Source organism: Pseudomonas sp. GM84, from assembly GCF_000282535.1.
GTDB lineage: Bacteria > Pseudomonadota > Gammaproteobacteria > Pseudomonadales > Pseudomonadaceae > Aquipseudomonas.
The window spans coordinates 1-17,639 of record NZ_AKJC01000196.1; the positions used below are offsets into that span (position 1 = coordinate 1).

Annotated in this window: 18 protein-coding genes and 1 pseudogene; 8 read left to right on the plus strand and 11 right to left on the minus strand. The window is 63.5% G+C overall.

Going from position 1 to position 17,639, the window contains the following annotated elements; all coding sequences use genetic code 11:
- The 5 genes from PMI38_RS16315 to PMI38_RS16335 form a co-directional block, all read left to right on the plus strand.
- On the plus strand, positions 1 to 1,636 hold a 1,636-nt coding region (locus tag PMI38_RS16315; protein ID WP_008096054.1), incomplete at its 5' end, for a copper resistance system multicopper oxidase.
- Positions 1,629 to 2,369 (plus strand): copper resistance protein B, encoded by a 741-nt coding sequence (locus tag PMI38_RS16320; protein WP_008096056.1) that lies wholly within the window; start codon positions 1,629 to 1,631, stop codon positions 2,367 to 2,369. The genes PMI38_RS16315 and PMI38_RS16320, both read left to right, overlap by 8 nt.
- A gap of 15 nt (positions 2,370 to 2,384) precedes the next feature.
- Positions 2,385 to 2,813, plus strand: coding sequence for a DUF411 domain-containing protein (locus PMI38_RS16325; RefSeq protein WP_008096058.1), 429 nt, complete (start codon positions 2,385 to 2,387; stop codon positions 2,811 to 2,813).
- Positions 2,813 to 3,250: a YqaA family protein gene (locus PMI38_RS16330; protein ID WP_008096060.1), complete on the plus strand. Its 438-nt coding sequence runs from the start codon at positions 2,813 to 2,815 to the stop codon at positions 3,248 to 3,250. Before PMI38_RS16325 ends, PMI38_RS16330 begins: the two co-directional genes overlap by 1 nt.
- A 75-nt stretch (positions 3,251 to 3,325) precedes the next feature.
- Entirely contained in the window at positions 3,326 to 4,324 is a 999-nt protein-coding gene (locus PMI38_RS16335; protein ID WP_008096062.1) for an alpha/beta fold hydrolase, read from the plus strand.
- A gap of 141 nt (positions 4,325 to 4,465) precedes the next feature.
- On the opposite strand, the gene PMI38_RS16340 is transcribed toward PMI38_RS16335, so the two are convergent.
- The 6 genes from PMI38_RS16340 to PMI38_RS16365 form a co-directional block, all read right to left on the minus strand.
- The gene (locus tag PMI38_RS16340) at positions 4,466 to 5,047 is read right to left on the minus strand and encodes a DinB family protein (protein ID WP_008096064.1); all 582 of its coding nucleotides are present in this window, start codon (positions 5,045 to 5,047) and stop codon (positions 4,466 to 4,468) included.
- Between the two features lie 12 nt (positions 5,048 to 5,059).
- Positions 5,060 to 6,166 (minus strand): cell division protein ZapE, encoded by a 1,107-nt coding sequence (gene zapE / locus PMI38_RS16345; protein ID WP_008096065.1) that lies wholly within the window; start codon positions 6,164 to 6,166, stop codon positions 5,060 to 5,062.
- A gap of 132 nt (positions 6,167 to 6,298) precedes the next feature.
- Complete coding sequence (locus PMI38_RS16350; protein WP_008096067.1) at positions 6,299 to 7,447, minus strand: PQQ-dependent sugar dehydrogenase; 1,149 nt, start codon at positions 7,445 to 7,447, stop codon at positions 6,299 to 6,301.
- Between the two features lie 21 nt (positions 7,448 to 7,468).
- The gene (locus PMI38_RS16355; RefSeq protein WP_008096069.1) at positions 7,469 to 7,786 is read right to left on the minus strand and encodes a hypothetical protein; all 318 of its coding nucleotides are present in this window, start codon (positions 7,784 to 7,786) and stop codon (positions 7,469 to 7,471) included.
- Between the two features lie 132 nt (positions 7,787 to 7,918).
- Positions 7,919 to 8,884, minus strand: coding sequence for an agmatinase (speB, locus tag PMI38_RS16360; RefSeq protein ID WP_008096070.1), 966 nt, complete (start codon positions 8,882 to 8,884; stop codon positions 7,919 to 7,921).
- Between the two features lie 26 nt (positions 8,885 to 8,910).
- Positions 8,911 to 9,990 (minus strand): extracellular solute-binding protein, encoded by a 1,080-nt coding sequence (locus PMI38_RS16365; RefSeq protein WP_008096071.1) that lies wholly within the window; start codon positions 9,988 to 9,990, stop codon positions 8,911 to 8,913.
- Between the two features lie 102 nt (positions 9,991 to 10,092).
- On the opposite strand from PMI38_RS16365, the gene PMI38_RS16370 reads away from it, so the two are divergent.
- Positions 10,093 to 10,983, plus strand: coding sequence for a LysR family transcriptional regulator (locus PMI38_RS16370; RefSeq protein ID WP_008096072.1), 891 nt, complete (start codon positions 10,093 to 10,095; stop codon positions 10,981 to 10,983).
- A 122-nt stretch (positions 10,984 to 11,105) separates the two neighbouring features.
- Here the strand turns inward: PMI38_RS16370 and PMI38_RS16375 are convergent, their stop codons facing one another.
- The 4 genes and pseudogenes from PMI38_RS16375 to PMI38_RS16390 all read right to left on the minus strand — a co-directional run bounded on the left by PMI38_RS16375 (position 11,106) and on the right by PMI38_RS16390 (position 15,422).
- Complete coding sequence (locus PMI38_RS16375) at positions 11,106 to 13,532, minus strand: TonB-dependent siderophore receptor (RefSeq protein WP_008096073.1); 2,427 nt, start codon at positions 13,530 to 13,532, stop codon at positions 11,106 to 11,108.
- Positions 13,533 to 13,660: 128 nt separating this feature from the next.
- Positions 13,661 to 14,536, minus strand: a complete 876-nt coding sequence (locus PMI38_RS16380; RefSeq protein WP_043273786.1) for a FecR family protein — start codon at positions 14,534 to 14,536, stop codon at positions 13,661 to 13,663.
- A gap of 4 nt (positions 14,537 to 14,540) precedes the next feature.
- A pseudogene (locus PMI38_RS16385) lies at positions 14,541 to 15,047 on the minus strand (RNA polymerase sigma factor); the annotation flags it as partial.
- A 111-nt stretch (positions 15,048 to 15,158) separates the two neighbouring features.
- On the minus strand, positions 15,159 to 15,422 hold the full coding sequence (locus PMI38_RS16390; protein WP_008096076.1) for a hypothetical protein: 264 nt from the start codon (positions 15,420 to 15,422) through the stop codon (positions 15,159 to 15,161).
- Positions 15,423 to 15,549: 127 nt separating this feature from the next.
- On the opposite strand from PMI38_RS16390, the gene PMI38_RS16395 reads away from it, so the two are divergent.
- Positions 15,550 to 15,870, plus strand: coding sequence for a DUF883 family protein (locus PMI38_RS16395; RefSeq protein WP_008096077.1), 321 nt, complete (start codon positions 15,550 to 15,552; stop codon positions 15,868 to 15,870).
- A 22-nt stretch (positions 15,871 to 15,892) separates the two neighbouring features.
- Here PMI38_RS16395 and PMI38_RS16400 read toward each other — a convergent pair whose 3' ends face one another.
- On the minus strand, positions 15,893 to 16,510 hold the full coding sequence (locus tag PMI38_RS16400) for a tRNA-(ms[2]io[6]A)-hydroxylase (RefSeq protein ID WP_008096079.1): 618 nt from the start codon (positions 16,508 to 16,510) through the stop codon (positions 15,893 to 15,895).
- Positions 16,511 to 16,667: 157 nt separating this feature from the next.
- Here PMI38_RS16400 and PMI38_RS16405 point away from each other — a divergent pair, with 157 nt between their 5' ends.
- The gene (locus tag PMI38_RS16405) at positions 16,668 to 17,531 is read left to right on the plus strand and encodes a universal stress protein (RefSeq protein WP_008096081.1); all 864 of its coding nucleotides are present in this window, start codon (positions 16,668 to 16,670) and stop codon (positions 17,529 to 17,531) included.
- Positions 17,532 to 17,639 lie beyond the last annotated feature (108 nt).

The window sequence follows — 17,639 nt, forward strand, 5'->3', positions numbered from 1 at the left end:
GCCGCTGGCCCATGCCGCCGATGGCCACGCCCTGGCCGGCCAGCACTTCGAGCTGTACATCGGCCAGACGCCTGTCAACATCACCGGCCGCCCGCGCACGGCGCTGACCGTCAACGGCAGCCTGCCCGGCCCCCTGCTGCGCTGGCGCGAAGGCGACACGGTGACCCTGCGGGTGCGAAACCGGCTGGCGCAGGACACCTCGATCCACTGGCACGGCATCCTCTTGCCCAGCGACATGGACGGCGTACCCGGCCTGAGCTTCGCCGGCATTGCGCCCGGTGGCGATTACCGCTACCGCTTTACCCTGCGCCAGAACGGCACGTACTGGTACCACAGCCATTCCGGGTTGCAGGAACAGGCCGGGGTCTACGGCGCGATCGTCATCGAACCGCGCGAACCCGAGGTGCACCGCTACCAGCGTGACCATGTGCTGCTGTTCAGCGACTGGTCGGATGAATCACCTCAAGCGCTGCTGGCAACCTTGAAGAAACAGTCCGATGCCTTCAACTACCACAAGCGCACGCTGGGCGACTTCATCGACGACGTCGCGCAAAAGGGCTGGAGCAACACCGTCGACGAGCGCCTGGCCTGGGCGCGCATGCGCATGAGCCCCACCGACCTCGCCGACATCAGCGGCGCCACCTATACCTACCTGCTCAACGGCCAACCACCGGACGGCAATTTCACCTGCCTGTTCCAGCCAGGTGAAACCGTGCGCCTACGGCTGATCAATGCCTCGGCCATGACCTACTTCGACTTCCGCATTCCCGGCCTGGCGCTCACGGTGATCGCCGCCGACGGCCTGCCGGTGACGCCCGTGACGGTAGACGAGCTGCGTATCGCGGTGGCCGAAACCTACGACGTGCTGGTGAGTGTCGGCGACCTGCCCGCCTACACCCTCTTCGCCCAGAGCATGGACCGCAGCGGCTATGCCCGCGGCACCCTGGCCCGCGCTGTGGGGTTGCAGGCACCGGTGCCGGAACTCGACCCACGCCCTGTGCTGAGCATGGCCGACATGGGCCACGGCGCCATGGCGAGCATGGACCACAGCAACATGGCCGGGATGGATCACAGCAGCATGGCCGGCATGGACCATTCGGCCATGGCGCCGATGCAGCAGCACCCTGCCAGCGAAACCGACAATCCGCTGGTGGACATGCAGACCATGGCCCCGCGCGCCAACCTGGACGACCCTGGCATCGGCCTGCGTGGCAATGGCCGGCGGGTGCTGACCTACGCCGACCTGCGCAGCCCCTACCCCGACCCGGACGGCCGCGAGCCCTCACGGGACATCGAACTGCACCTGACCGGGCACATGGAGCGCTTCGCCTGGTCGTTCGACGGCATCAAATTCAGTGATGCCGCGCCGCTGCACCTGGCCTACGGCGAGCGGGTGCGCATCACCCTGGTCAACGACACCATGATGACCCACCCCATCCACCTGCACGGTCTGTGGAGCGACCTGGAAGACGAGCATGGGCGCTTTCTGGTGCGCAAGCACACCGTCGACATCCCGCCCGGCAGCCGGCGCAGCTACCGGGTCAGCGCCGATACCCCGGGCCGCTGGGCCTATCACTGCCACCTGCTCTACCACATGGAGACCGGCATGTTCCGCGAGGTACGGGTCGATGAATGAGATCAACAGGCACATCGTCACCAGCCTGGCCTTGCTGGCACTGCTGAACAGCGAGCGGGCCATGGCCGGCGCTACGCCCTCGTCCAACCACCAGGTGCATGATCGCGCCATCAACTGGGCGGTCATCGTTGACCAGCTGGAATACCAGCACTTTGAAAGCAGCAGCGCCCTGAACTGGAACGCCACGGCCTGGATCGGTGGCGATGTCGACCGCCTGTGGCTGCGCAGCGAAGGCGAGCGCGAACAGGGCAAGACCCACAAGGCTGAACTGCAGGCGCTGTGGGGCCATGCCATCAGCCCCTGGTGGGAACTGGTCGGCGGTGTGCGCCAGGACTTCAAGCCCGCCAGCGGCCAGACCTGGGCGGCTTTTGGCATCCAGGGCACGCCCCTGTATGGCCTGGAGCTGGAAGCCACGGCCTACGCGGGCGAGCGACAACAGACCGCGCTGCGCCTGGAAGCCGCTTACGCTATGCTGCTGACCAACCGCTGGATCCTCGAGCCAACCGTCGAAGCCAATTTCTTCGGCCGCAATGCTGCTGGCCACGAGCAAGGCGCAGGGCTGGCCGACAGCGAAATCGGCCTGCGCCTGCGCTATGAAATCACCCGCGGCTTCGCCCCCTATATCGGGGTAAGCTTCGACCGCCTGCACGGCAATCGCGCCGACCAGGCGCGGGAGCGCGGCGAAGACCTCGCCCAGACCCGCCTGGTGGCAGGCGTGCGCCTGCGTTTTTAAAGGAGTCGTTCGACCATGCTGCGTAAACACCTGCTCACCTTCGGCCTGCTGGCCATCACCGGCCTGGCCCAGGCCGCCGAGACCATCGACGTTTACCGCGATCCCAACTGCGGCTGCTGCAAGGAGTGGATCAGCCACCTGCGCGACAACGGTTTCACCGTCAACGACCATGTCGAACCGAACATGAGCGCTGTGAAACAGCGCCTGGGCGTGGCGCCGCGTCTGGCGTCGTGCCACACCGGGGTGATCGAGGGCAAGTTCGTCGAAGGCCATGTGCCGGCCGAACAGGTGCGCCTGCTGGCCAAGCGCGCCGACCTCAAGGGCCTGGCCGTGCCCGGCATGCCCATGGGCTCGCCAGGCATGGAGATGGGTGACCACAAGGACGCCTACCAGGTCATCGGCGTAACCCAGGATGGCCAGGACACCGTGGTCGCCAGCTACTGATGCTCAGCTTCTGGGCGCTGTTCCTCAGCGCCTTCGGCGCCGCCACCCTGCTGCCCCTGCAGTCGGAGGCGGTGCTGGTGGGCCTGCTGCTGCGCCAGCCCGAGGCCTGGTTGACCCTGTTGCTGATCGCCACGGCGGGCAATGTGCTGGGCTCGCTGGTCAATTGGCTCTTGGGCCGGGCCATCGAACACCTGCGCGACAGGCGCTGGTTTCCGTTCAGCGCCACCCAGCTGGAACGCGCCCAGCAGCGCTATCAGCGCTGGGGGAAATGGTCGCTGCTGCTCAGCTGGATGCCGGTGATCGGCGATCCGTTGACCCTGATCGCCGGGATCATGCGTGAGCCGTTCTGGCGCTTCATGCTGCTGGTGACGCTGGCCAAGGGCGGGCGCTACATCGTCGTGGCGCTGATTACCCTGGGCTGGTTTAACAGTTGGTGACACCTTTAACGTTTAAGGTGGTCCACTGACTGCTACAGTCGCCAATTCCTACATGGTCCTACACGGAGTGCCCCCATGCTGCGCGCAACCGCCCTGGCCCTGGCCTGCCTTGTCGGCGCCCCGGCCCTCGCCGCCGAAACGCCCACCTACGGCAAGCAACTCGAAGGCTTCAGCTACCCTCACCCCCTCAAGCACTACGACTTCCAGTCCCAGGGCCAGCCCCTGCAGATGGGCTACATGGATGTACCGGCCAAAGGCCAGGCCAATGGCCGCAGCGTGTTGTTGATGCACGGCAAGAACTTCTGCGCGGCCACCTGGGAAACCACCATCGACGCCCTCAGCCAGGCCGGCTATCGGGTTATCGCCGCCGACCAGGTCGGCTTCTGCACGTCGAGCAAGCCGGCGCATTACCAATACAGCTTCCAGCAACTGGCCAGCAACACCCATGCCCTGCTCGAACATCTGGGCATCCAGAAGGTGATTGTGCTCGGCCACTCCACCGGTGGCATGCTTGCCACCCGATACGCGTTGATGTACCCGCAGCAGGTCGAGCGCCTGGCGATGGTCAACCCGATCGGCCTGGAGGACTGGAAAGCCCTGGGCGTGCCGTACCGCACGGTGGATCAGTGGTATGAGCGCGAACTGAAGCTCGACGCCGAGGGCGTGCGTGAGTATGAGCGCAAGACTTACTACGCCGGGCGCTGGAAGCCCGAGTACGAGCGCTGGGTGCAGATGCTGGTGGGGCTGAACAAGGGGCCGGGACATGAAGCGGTGGCGTGGAACTCGGCGCTGATCTACGACATGATCTTCACCCAACCGGTGTACCACGAGTTCAGTGACCTGAAGATGCCGACCCTGCTGGTGATCGGTGACCAGGACACCACCGCCATCGGCAGTGACATCGCCCCGCCCGAGGTCAAGGCGCAGCTGGGCAAGTACAAGGAGCTTGGGCCGAAGGTCGCGAAACTGATTCCGCACGGCGAACTGGTGACCTTCGAAGGCATGGGGCATGCGCCGCAGATCGAAGAGCCAAGGCGCTTCAACAAGACCCTCATCGAGTGGTTGGCACCTTGATCGAATAGATGGGTGGGAGCGGGCCTGCCCCGCGAACACCGGCAAAGCCGGTGCCAGGCAACGCGGCGCCTGCTTCGCGGGGCAAGCCCGCTCCCACAACGGGTCCGCAGCCGGACCTTGAAAGTAGCGCTGTACCTACAGCTAGCCCTTCCAGACCTGCCCTTCTGTCCAGCCAAGTTCGGCAAAATCCGAAGCCCGCAAACTGCCTTCTTCCTCGCAGAAAAACTCATCCAGCTGCGGTGGCCGTACCGCCGTGTCGCTGAGCATGGCATGCACCTGCCCACGGTGGTGGATCTGGTGCTCGAACAGGTGCGACAGCAATCTCAGGCGCTGTTCGCGCTGCACCCGGTCGGGGCGCACGATGCTCACATAGCGGGCCAATTGATCGTCGTGCAGCACGCTGCAGTAGGCAATCAGCCGGTGGTCGGCCTGGGCCTGTTCGGCATGCAGGTCAGCGCAGGTGGCGAACGGCTGTTCCGGGTCGAAGAAGCGTTCGCCGTCGGCCCCTGGTGCCTCGCCGCGCTGCTCGCACTCGAGCATGTGCAGGTAGAACCAGTCCACCGTCAGCAGATGGTTGAGGGTGGCCTTGATCGACGGAAAGAAGCTGCAACGCGGGGCGACGAATTCGTCGTGGGTCAGTTGCAGGCAAGCCTTGTACAGGCGGTGGTTGGCCCAGCCATTGTTGTAGGCCTGGGTCAGCAGATGATGCGACAACGGCTCCATGGTTCGGCTCCTTCAAGCGAAGCGTTGCAGTTGCATCTCCCGTAGCCGGCTCAAGGTCCTTTGGTACGGGAACGCCAGATACCCTTGAGTGTAGAGCGCATCCAGCGGGACCTGCGCCTCCAGGTACAAGGCAACCCTGCGGTCGTAGCACTCATCGACCAGGGCGATGAAGCGGCGCACAGCGTCATCCTTGGGCGACAAGGCAGGCAATTCGCGATCGCCCGCCTCCACGCGCGCCGCGCCATCTTCGGTGCCACGGGCGATCCGCCCTGCACGCTGCTCCCCGCTCAAGGCCGGTACGCCCTCCACCAGGATCGCCGGGAAACGGTCGCACAAGGCCATGAATTCCATGGCGGCCAGCGGCTGCTCGCACAGGTCGGCGAAGCGGCACCAGATTGCCTCGGCGCTGTAGCGGATGACCTGGATCTGCCGTGTACCCAGCGACAGTGGCTGGGTGCAGCCAGGGTCGTTCGGGCTGAGCTGCTGGAACACCGCCTCAAGCTTGCCTGGCTTGCCGGCTTCGGCTACCCAGTAGCGTTGCCGTGCCGCGCCCGGATGCAAGCGGTGGTCCTGCTCGCCAGCCACCGGAAGTACCTGCATCTGACGCTCGATGGCGCGGATTGCCGGCAGGAATCGCTCGCGATTGAAGCCGTCGCGGTACAACTGCTGGGGCGGCTGGTTGGAGGTGGCGACCACCAGCACGCCCTGGTCGAACAGGACCTGGAACAGGCGGCCGAGGATGATTGCATCACCGATGTCGCTGACGAACAGTTCGTCGAAGCACAGCACGCGGATCTGCCCGGACAGTTCACGGGCCAGCGCCTGCAAAGGGTCGGCGGTGCCATTGAGCTGGAACAGCCGCTGGTGGACCCAGGCCATGAAATGGTGAAAGTGCTGGCGCCGCGACGGGACGGACAGGCAGCGATGGAACAGGTCCATCAGCCAGGTCTTGCCGCGGCCGACCGGGCCCCAGAGGTAGAGGCCCTGGGTGGGGCGCCTCTGCTCGATGGCTTCGAAACAGGCTTGCAGGGCGTCGACGGCCTGGGCCTGCGCCGGGTCGGGGGCGTAGCCAAGATCTGCGAGGGCTTTGTGGTAGAGGAATCGGGGATCGAGCGCCATGCGGCATTATGTTCAAGGGCCCTATCGCCGGCAAGCCGGCTCCCACAGATACACCACGGCATTCACCCTGTTTGATCCAACCTGTGGGAGCCGGCTTGCCGGCGATAGGGCCGGTGCAGACCAACAATCTCTTCAGCCACCACTCAGGCCGACCTTCAGCAACTGCCCATCCTTGGCATCGGTCAGCACATAGAGGTAACCATCCGGCCCTACCCGTACATCGCGGATGCGCGCCTTCAAATCACCCAGCAAACGCTCTTCGTGAACGACCTTGTCGCCATCCAGCTGCAGGCGGATCAGCTCCTGGCTAACCAGCGCACCAATGAACAGGTTGTGATCCCAAGCCTTGAAAGTCGGGTTGTCGTAAAAAGCCATGCCGCTGATGCCAGGCGATTTTTCCCAGACATGGAGCGGGTCGACCATGCCGTCGACATGCTTGCCCTCGGCCTCGGGAATCGGCAGTAGCGAATAGTTGATGCCGTGCGTGGCGATCGGCCAACCGTAGTTCTTGCCCGGCTGCACGATATTGACCTCATCACCACCGCGCGGGCCATGCTCGTGGGTCCAGAGCTTGCCCGTCCAGGGGTTGAGTGCAGCGCCCTGCTGGTTACGATGGCCGAACGACCAGATCTCCGGGCGCACGTTGTCCTTGCCGACGAAGGGGTTGTCCTTCGGCACTTCACCGTCGGGCAGGATGCGCACGATCTTGCCCTGCAGCTTGTCCAGGTCCTGTGCTGTCGGCCGCTGGTTGTTCTCGCCCAGGGCGATGAACAGGTAGCCATCACGGTCGAACACCAGCCGCGAGCCAAAGTGGTTGCCGACCGACAGTTTGGGCTGCTGGCGGAAAATCACGGTGAAATTCTCCAGCCGTGCACGATCCTCCGTCAGCTGGCCGCGACCCACTGCGGTGCCCGCCTTGCCATCACTCCCTTCTTCGGCAAAGGAGAGGTAAACGGTGCGATCCTTGCCGAACTCCGGCGAAAGTACCACGTCAAGCAGGCCGCCTTGCCCTTCGGCCCAGACCTTGGGCACACCGCTGATGGGCGGTCCAACCTTGCCTTCGGCGTTGACCAGGCGCAGGTTGCCAGGGCGCTCGGTGACCAGCATGTCCTTGCCGCCTGGCAGGAACGCCAACGCCCATGGGTTGCGCAAGCCGTCCGCCAGGGTACTGACAGTGACCTGCCCTTCCTCGCTGGGGAACTGCTGCTCGGAAGCGGCCTGCGCCAACATCGGCAGCAATGCGGCCGCGGTCAGGGTGGCCAGCCAGGTAGCTTTGGTCATGCGCAATTCCTTTCGAGGGGCTCAGGGCACGCGTTGGGTGTCGCGTGCAGGCCGAGTGGGTTCCAGGTTGGGTGTCTGCTGCTGGCGCCGCAGGTTGTCGCCGTTGCCGATGCCACGGTTGTCCAGACTGGGCGTGCGCTGGATGGGCTGGGTCGAAGGCCCACGCACCGGCGGGGTAGCCGACATGCTGCCCTGGCGGCTGTTGGGGTTGGCGCGTTGGATCGGGCTGTTGTAAGGGTTGTTATTGCTGGCCGCGAGCTTCAGCGGCTGCGGCGCAGCAGCCTGCGCCGGCAGGCACAGCAGCAGGCCGATGGCCAGGGTTGGCAATGTAAGATTCATGCTTCACCTCCCGTACGAAAAGGCGCGCCTCGTGCGTTGGATAGCCTAAGGCGCGATGGGTTCGCGGCAAAAGTGTGAATGCGATTCCTGATGTTTCAGTATGAACCTGCCAGGGGGGCCGTACAGCCCTTGTCACAGGGCTGTATCGACTTTGTGCCGTGCGGCGTACAGGCAGAGCATCTCCATGGCCAAGGTCGCGCCGGCCAAGGCCGTGATATCGGCATGGTCATAGGCCGGTGCCACCTCCACCAGGTCCATGCCCACCAGATTGATGCCGCGCAGCCCGCCGAGTATCTCCAGCGCCTGCACCGTGCTCAGGCCGCCACACACGGGAGTGCCGGTGCCCGGCGCATAGGCGGGGTCGAGGCAATCTATATCGAAGGTCAGGTACACCGGGCGCTCACCGACCCGCTGGCGGATCGCCGCAATGATCGCCTCGGTGCCTTGGCGATGGACTTGCCGGGCATCGAGGATGGCGAAGCCCTGGCTGTCGTCATTGGTGGTGCGCAAGCCGACCTGCACGGAGCAGGACGGGTCCACCAGGCCTTCACGGGCGGCATGCCAGAACATGGTGCCATGGTCGATGCGCTTGCCCTCCTCGTCCGGCCACGTGTCACTGTGCGCATCGAAGTGGATCAGGGCCAACGGGCCGTGGCGGCTGGCATGGGCCTTGAGCAACGGGTAACTGATGAAATGGTCGCCGCCCAGGGTGAGCATCGCGCAGCCGGCCTGCAGAATGTGCGTGGCATGCGCCTCGATGCTGTCCGGCACCGACTGCGGCGTACCGTTATCGAACGGGCAATCGCCATAATCGATGACGGCCAGGTGGTCGAACGGGTCGAACGCCCAGGGCCAGTGACGGGCCCAGGCCTGCTGCACCGAAGCGGCGCGGATCGCCCGCGGCCCGAAACGCGCGCCCGGGCGGTTGCTGGTGGCGGTGTCGAAGGGCACTCCGCTGACGACTACATCCACCCCGCGCAGGTCGCGGCTGTAGCGACGGCGGGAAAAACTGGTGATACCGGCGTAGGTACTTTCCGCAGCGGTGCCATACAGGCTGTCGCGGGTCATGGCCTGGTCGTTGTTCTGGGCTTGCTCCACGGTCGGGCTCCTTTGTGATTAGCGGTTTACTGACGGGTGCGGAAAGCCGTCCACAACCGATTGCGCTGGCGCAGGTCGGACAACGCCATGCTGCGGTCGCCGTACAGGCGCTCGCGCACCGCTGCGGGCGGGTAGATATCCGGGTCATTGCGCACCGCCTCGTCGACCAGGGGCGTGGCCGCCTGGTTGGCATTGGCGAAGTACAGGGTGTTGGTCAGTGCGGCCACCGATTCCGGCTTGAGCATGAAGGCGATGAAGGCCCGGGCCGCCTCCGGGTGCGGCGCGTCCTTGGGAATGACCAGGTTGTCCTGCCAGATGAGCGTCCCTTCGCGGGGGATACGGTAGATCAGCTCGAACGGTTTGCCGGCGCGGCGCGCCTGGTCGGCGGCCATGGCCGCATCGCCGTTGTAGGTCAGCGCCAGGCACACTCTGCCATTGGCCAGGTCGCTGATCTGTCGGCCATTGGCGACATAGCTGATCGAGGGCTGCAGCTGGCTCAACAGGCTCTGCGCCTGGGCAAGGTCGGCCTTGTCCTGGCTGTACGGGTCTTTGCCCAGGTAGTTGAGGGCTACGCCGATCACTTCCTGCGGCGAATCGGGCATGGCGATGCCACATTCCTTGAGGCGGCTGGCGTATTCGGGTTTGAACAGCAGGTCCAGGCTGTCCAGCGGCACGTCGCCCAGGCGCTGGCGCACCGCCTCGACATTCACCCCCAGGCCCAAGGTGCCCCAGGTATAGGGCACCGCATAGCGGTTACCGGGGTCGGCCTCGGCGAGTTTGCCCAGCAGGTCCGTGTCGAGGTTGGCGTAACCGGGCATGCGTTGCGCATCCAGCGGCTGCAGGGCCTTGGCCTTGAGTGCCCGCGCCAGCACGGTGGATGACGGCACGACCACGTCATAACCACTGCCACCGGTCAACAGCTTGGTTTCCAGCACCTCGGTGGTGTCGAAGGTGTCATAACGCACCTTGTAGCCGGTCTCCTGCTCGAACCGCTGCAGCGTTTGCGGGGCGACATAATCGGCCCAGCTGTAAAGGTTGACGACCTTCTCTTCGGCCTGCAGCGGCAAGGCCAGGCACAGGGACAACAGACACAGCGAACGACGCATGACGGACACCTCGAACAATGGGTGGATGCCGTCAGCATGCCAGCCGAGTTACATTGCAAGAATGGCAACTTTGCAAAGCTGACATTCACCAGGAGCAATGTGATGCTCGGACAACTGCACGACCCTGACCTGCACCTGTTGCGGCTGTTCATCACGGTTGTCGAGGCCGGCGGCTTCAGCGCCGCCCAAGGCGTGTCGGGGCTGAGCCAGCCCACCATCAGCCAGCGCATGGCACAGCTGGAGGCACGCCTGGGCTATCGCCTGTGCAGCCGTGGCAAGGCTGGTTTCAGCCTGACGGAAAAGGGCGAGCTGTTGCTGGAAGCCGCGCGTGGCTTGCTGCTGGATATCGAGCGGTTCCGCCAGCATGCCAATGGCGTGGGTGGGCGCTTGCTGGGCACGGTGCGGGTGGGCATGGCGGAAAACCAGGATGCAACCGTCAGCCTGCGCCTGGCGCAGACCATTTCACGCTTTCGCGAACGGGATGAAGCGGTGCAAATGGAGCTGATCAGTGCGCCACCTGCGGAGCTTGAGCGGTTATTGCTGGAGCAGCGTCTGGACTGCGCCATCAGTTACTTTTCCGGCAACCAGGCGGCGTTCGATTACCAGCCGCTGTTCGAAGAGCGCCAGCGTTTGTACTGCGGCAAGGGGCACCCGTTGTTCGGCCTGGCGCAGGTGCCTCGCGAGCAGTTGCTGGAGGCGGACCAGGTGCGCCACCCCTATCGTTTTCTCAAGGGCGGCGAGCCGTTCCAGAGCCTGCGCAGCATGGCCGTGGCCGAACAGATCGAGAGTGTGTTGATGTTCATTCTCTCGGGGCGGCACATGGGGTATCTGCCGAGCCATTGCGCTCAGGGGTGGGAGGATCAGGGTTTGTTGTGGGCGCTGGATGAGGGGTTGGACTTTGTGGTGCCGTTTACCTTGGCCAGGCATCGGGGGCAGGTGCCTGGGGAGGCGCAGCGGGCGTTTGTGGAGGATCTGCTGACGGCGTTTGGCTGATCGTCTGCGCGGGCCTCATCGTCGGCAAGCCGGCTCCCACAGGTTCGCCACAGTGTTCCAGGCCTGTGATGTACCTGTGGGAGCCGGCTTGCCGGCGATGAGGCCCGCGCAGCCACCCAGAATCAGTAAGCCATGCTCCAGGTCAGCGTGTAGGTGCGCCCCCGCCCTTGGTAGTCATACAAGTACGCCGGGCCATAAGTGGGCGAGTAGAACAACGTCGCCCGCTGCCCCCACACGGTGCTGTACTGCTTGTCCAACAGGTTCTGGATACCGGCGCTGAAGGTGCCGAAGCCTGTGTCCTGACTGCCCAGCAGATCGAAGGTGGTGTACCCGTCGATCTCGTGATCGGCATCATCCTTCAGGCTGAACGCATGGTTGGCCTGCAGCCGCGCACTGCGCCCATCACCCTTCCAGCCGACGAACGCCGTGGACTTGGACAGGGAGGCATAACGGGCATCGCGCTTGATCCAGTCACCGTCGGCATCCTCTTCTTCGGAACGGGTCAGGTGCAGCGTGCCGCCAGCCTCCCAGCCGCTCTGGAAGTGCCGGGTCAATGCGCCTTCGAAGCCGAAGTCTCGGCTCTTCTGGTCTTCCACGTTGATGGTCAGCGTCTGCGAATCGACGTTGATGATCTTGTCCGACCAGATGTAGTACAGCGCGGCCTGGGCATCCCAATCCAGGTCAGCGTAGCGCCAGCCTAGCTCGATCTGGCGGCTCTTGATGCCGGCCAAAGGGTTGTCCGCCACGCTCAGGCCCGGCTTGCCGTAGTACTTGGCCGGGTCCGGCAGGTCGAAGCCCTCGCCGTAGTTGGTCCAGACCTGATGGCCATTCTTGAAGTCGTAGATGGCGCCGACGTTGTACAGGTTGACCTGGTAATCGTTGCTGCCGCCGGGCACGCCTTTGAAATCACTGACATCCACGTCCATCTGCTGGCGCCGGGCGCCGCCGGAGAGGGTCAGGTTGTCGGTGGCGTGCCAATCCAGCTGGGCATAGACCGAGACACCGTCCACGCGATAACTGGGGTAGCGCGCGGTCTTGCTCTCTTTGTCCAGGTCCAGGCCACCGCTCTCGGATGAGGTCAGGGCATTGAAGGTGGTTTGGTCGGCGTTGAAGCGTTCGCGGTCGAGGTCGACGCCATAGGTGAGCTTCAGCGTGTCCCACTGCTTGGCGAACAGGCCCTTGAGGCTGGTGACTTCGAAGTTCTGCTGCGAGGCGGCGAAATACACCCCACGTGAGCCGGTAGGCGTGGCGCGGTTGTAATACGGGAACGGGTAGAAGTTGTCGTCTTCCTTGCGATAGGAGGCTTGCAGGTAGAAGTCCTGGCCCAATACGTCGGTATGGTGGTAGTTGGCGTTGAGCAACAGGCGCCGGGTACGCGGCTCCAGGTCGGACGAGTAGCCGCTGCGCAGTTCCGCGTCTTCAAGATCGGAAGGCGCGTTGTAGTTGAGATTGGGGAAATAGATACCGGTGCTGCCGTGGTTACCGGAATCGTAGTACTGGGCCAGCAGGTCGAGGCTTTGCTCATCGGTCAGCTTCAGGCCGATGGTGCCGAGCACGTCGATAGTGCGGTTGTACTGCAGGTCGGTCTGGGTGTTGTCGATGAAGATCTGCTCGCCCGCACCGTCGTAAAAGGCTTCGTTCTGTTCACCGGAGATCCCCAGGCGGGCATTGACCCGCTCGTTGCCGCCGCTGATGGACTGCGCGAAACGCGTCGCCAGGTCATCACTGTTGTTGAAGCCGCTGCTGGCACCGAGCTGGGTCTCGAAACGCGCAGGGCCCGGCTCGCCCTTTTTGGTGACGATGTTGATGATGCCGCCGGTGGCCCCACCGCCATAGATGGCACTGGCCCCGGACAGCACCTCGACGCGCTCGACGTTGAACGGCGAAATACTGTCGAACTGGCGCGACAGGCCGCGCGAGCTGTTCTGACTGACCCCGTCGATCATCACCAGCACGTTGCGCCCGCGCATGTTCTGGCCGTAGTTGGTCCGGCCTTCCGGGGCCAGGTCAAGGCCCGGAACCAGCTTGCCGATGGCTTCCTTGAGGCTCACACCGCTGTCGATCTGTTCACGCAGCTGCTGCTGATCGACCACCCACACGGTGCCGGGGATTTCGCTGATGGCGGTACTGGTGCGCGAGGCGACGCTGACTTCGATCGGCTTGAGGTTGACCGCCTGCGGCGGCGCGACGGCTTTGCGCAAGGTGACCGTGCGGGCATCGCTGAACTGCCAGGCCATGTCGCTGCCGGCGAGCAGCTGCTGCAGTGCCTGCTCGACGCTATAACTGCCTTGCAAGGCCGGGCTGGTCAGACCCTCCACATCGCCGGTGGTGTACAGAAGATGCAGCCCGGCCTGGTCGGCGAAGGCAGTCAGGGCCTGGTCCAGGGATTGTGCTGGCAGGTCCAGTTGCACCTGTCGTGTTTCTATCGGTGCCTGCCCTGTTTGCGTGGCGGCCCACACTTGCAGGGGGCCAGCGAACACGGCCAGCGCGCTGCAAGACAGCAAGGCATGATGGAAACGACCGCCGCAACGGTACAAAGGCTTGGGCATGAGAGGCACGAATGAGCTTCCAGACAAGTCGTAAATGAGATTGGTTACTGATCAGTCCCACTACGACGATCTGGCTCACACGAACTTGCAGTGCCGAATGAAAAAAATTTCGATTATTTTCTACAGGCTCAGTGCACCACCGCCAGCCACGGCAGGTAGGTGACCTTGAGACCGTAACGCTGTTCGAGGGTGTGCAGCAACGCCTGGGGTTCGTTCAGGTCGAATACGCCACTGACCTCAAGCGCCGCAAGCTTGCTGTCGGAGAGCAGGATACGGCCGTGCTGGTAACGCTCGAGTTCGGCCAGCACCTGCCCAAGGGGTTTGCCGTTGAAGATCAGCTTGCCACGTTGCCAGGCCATCTGCGCGCTGGCGTCGGGCGCCACGGTCAGGCTGCGTGCTCCGACCTGGGCTTGACCTTTGGCCAGCACCACATGGCCATCGCGGCGCACGCTGAAGGTCGCTGCACTGCCTTGCACGGCCTCACCGGCGGTCTCGACCACAAACGGCCGTGGATCCTCAGCCGTTTCGAACAACGCCTCGCCGGCCCGCAACGACACCCTGCGCTCGCTGGCGGTAAAGGCCACGCTCAGGGCGCTGGCGCTGTTGAGCAGTACCCGTGAACCGTCGGCCAGGGTGACGCTCTGCCGCTGCCCCATGCCGGTGTGATAGTCCGCCAACCACACCGGCACTTGCTGCCACCCACCATAGCCGGCCACCAGCAGCACCAGGGAAGCGGCGATGCCTGCGGCCCAGTGTCGTTTCTGGCGGCGCTTGGGCGGCGCTTCGAAAGCTTGCGCAGTCGGCGTCTGCCCGAGATCCTGCCAGAGCGCCTCGGCCTCACGCGCCGCCTCGGCATGCGCCGGGCTCAGCTGACTCCAGCGCTGGTAACGCGCATGATCGGCCGCGCTGGCGTTGCCCGAATGCAGCAGCACCTGCCAGTCGAGGGCATCGTCGGACAAATCGCTGATCGGCTGCGGCACGGGCATGGTCCAGGTGTCAGTCATGGTTATGTTTGAGCCAGTCGCGGCAGTGGCGCAGGGCCTGGCCGATGTATTTTGCCACCATGCTCTCGGAGACGCCCAGTCGTTGTGCGATCTGAGCCTGGGTCAGGCCTTCGACGCGATTGAGCAGCAGGGCCTGGCGGGCATTTTCGGACAGTTGCAGCAACCCTTCATCGAGGATCTGCAGGCGCTCGCGGGCCAATAGGGCCGCTTCCGGCGCCGGTGCCGGGCAGGCCACCTCCCCTGCACCGTCGCTGTCCTCGTGGCTCGCGGCGAGGCGCTGCTCACGGCGCAGGGCGTCGATGGCCAGGTTGCCTGCCACGCGAAAGATGAAACTGCGTGCATGCAACACCGACACGGCCTGCTCGTCGATCTTCACCAGCTTGAGGTAGGTCTCCTGCGCCACGTCGGCGGCGCGCTGACGGTCGCACATGCGGCGGGTCAGAAACTGCAGGAGGTCGTCATAGTGCTGCTGGAAACTTGCCAGCAGACCAGACACGGGAGACGTCGGCATTGGGTGGAGGCACTGCCAGTAAGAGGAGTTATCGGGCGTTAATGAGAAACAGTATCTTTCATAACGACCAAAAGTTTCAACGCTACTGTGCATTTGCCAGGTGAAAAGGTGTCAGCGGTTACCGCTGGCAGCCGCCATCATCTTGTTGATTTCACTGCGCACCATATTGGCGTACTCAGGCGGTGACATGGCGTCCAGTTCGGCGCGCACCCACTCGGCCCATTTGCCCTTGCGCCGCGGTTTTTCTGAAATGATCCGGGCAGCCTCGCCCTTTGCCTTGCCCAGGTTGTTCTGCCACAGCTCGAACAGCCGGGCCTTCTCTGCCTCGATCTGCGCCCGTTCCTCGAAGCTCCTGTTGGCCAGATTGAAACTCATGGAATTACCTGCTCGTTCAAATGGCCGCTATCTTACACCGTAGCGGTGCATCATCGAGAAACCGCCGCAACTTTCCTGGCGCGCCGGCATCCATTGATTATTCACCCCCATCGACGAGGACGAGTTCATGGCCCGAAAAATTGCCGCAATAGCCAACAACGACCAGATCAAGGACCAGGTTTTCAGCGAGCTGCAGGCATTGATCGAAGAGTCGGAAAAATTGCTTAACGACAGCGCGTCGCTGGTTGGCGAGGAAGCCGAAACCTTGCGCGCGCAGGTCAGCCTGAAGCTGCGCCAGGCCCGGGAAGCTGCCAGCCAGGTGCGCGCGAAAGCGCAACCCGTGGTTGACGCTACCCAGGACTATATCGGCGGACATCCGTGGCAAACCGTGGCCGTTTCTGCAGGCTTCGGCCTGGTGATAGGGCTACTGTTGGGCCGCCGATACTAAGGGTTGCCGTGCCGCGGGTGAGTCAGGCGGCCTGCGCCATCGGTATGCCACTATGAAAACGCAGTTCCTGGTCCGGGGACTGGATCAGCTCAGCTTCCGCTTCCCGGACCAGCTCAATACGGCGGATGATATCCGCCTCTTCCCCGTAGTGGTGCGCCAGTTTCAGGTAACCCTGATAATGGCGCGCTTCACTCTTCAGCAAGCCGTGATAAAAGGTGCCGAGCTCTTCATCAAGGTGGGGAACCAGGGCTGCGAAACGCTCACAGCTACGGGCTTCGATGAACGCCCCCACGACCAGGGTATCCACCAGCTTGACCGGCTCATGGGCGCGAACCAACCGACGCAGACCTGAGGCATAGCGCCCCGCCGACACTGGCCGCAGCGGCACCCCTCGGCGCTTCATCAGGCGCAGGACCTGCTCATGATGCACCAGCTCTTCACGCGCCAGGCGCGACATCATGTTGATCAGGTCCAGGTGCGTGTTGTACTTGGCGATCAGGCTCAAGGCCGTACTGGCTGCCTTGAATTCACAGTTCTTGTGGTCGATGAGCAAGGTTTCCTGGTCGGCGAGCGCCGCTTCGATCCAGGCGTCTGGAGTGCGACAGCCGAGGAAGGCATCGATTTCGGGGATCAGGGACATAGGCATACAACCACACTGTACAGGCAGGACCGGCGATTATACCGGCGGCGACTGTTAGCGCCAGTGACTATGCTTCTTGATGTACATCAAACAGCGGCGCGACGGACGCCGACTATAGTCTGGCATTGGCCGCCACCTTTGAAGGGAGTTCACGCCCATGCAAGCTGTCCGTAGCATCCTTGTCGTCCTCGACCCCGAACATGCCCACAGCCGTGCGCTGACCCGCGCAAAGCTGATCGCTCGCGTGACCGGTGCACGCCTACATCTGCTCATGTGTGACAAGAAGCAGGATCACAACGCATTGCTCAGCCTGCTCAGCAGTCAGCTGCATGACGATGGCTACGATAATGTTTCCCATGAACAGAACTGGAAGGAGAGCCTGCACGAGTCAATCATCGCCGTCCAGCAGGCCGAGGGCTGTGACCTGGTAATCAAGGAACACCGGCCGGACAATCCGCTACGCAAGGCACTGCTGACGCCCAGTGACTGGAAATTGCTGCGTCTTTGCCCTTGCGCCGTATTGATGGTCAAAAGCGAACGCCCCTGGACCGAAGGCAAGATTCTCGCGGCCGTGGATGTCGGTAACGATGACGAAGATCATCGGCGGCTGCATGCCAGTATCATCGACCACGGCTACGGCATCGCCAGCTTGACCAAGGGAGAGCTTCACGTGATCAGTGCTCACCCCTCCCCCATGCTGGCAGCTTCAGACCCGGCTTATCAGCTGAGCGAGACCATAGACAAACGTTATCGGGAGGCTTGCAGTGCGTTCCAGGCAGAATACGACATCAGTGAAGACCGGCTGCATGTCGAAGAGGGTCCGGCCGATGTACTGATCCCTCATTTCGAGAAGGAACTCGATGCGGTGGTGACGGTGATCGGCACGATCGCACGCACAGGCATTTCCGGGGCATTGATTGGCAATACTTCCGAGGTAGTGCTCGATTCGCTGAAAGGCGATGTATTGGTCCTCAAGAGCGAAGAGGCCACTGCACATCTCGCGGAACTGGCCCGCGGTTGATCAAAGCAGAAAAGACAAAACCCCTACCTGCTTGCGCAGATAGGGGTTTTGCGAAATGAATCTTGACGATGACCTACTCTCACATGGGGAAACCCCACACTACCATCG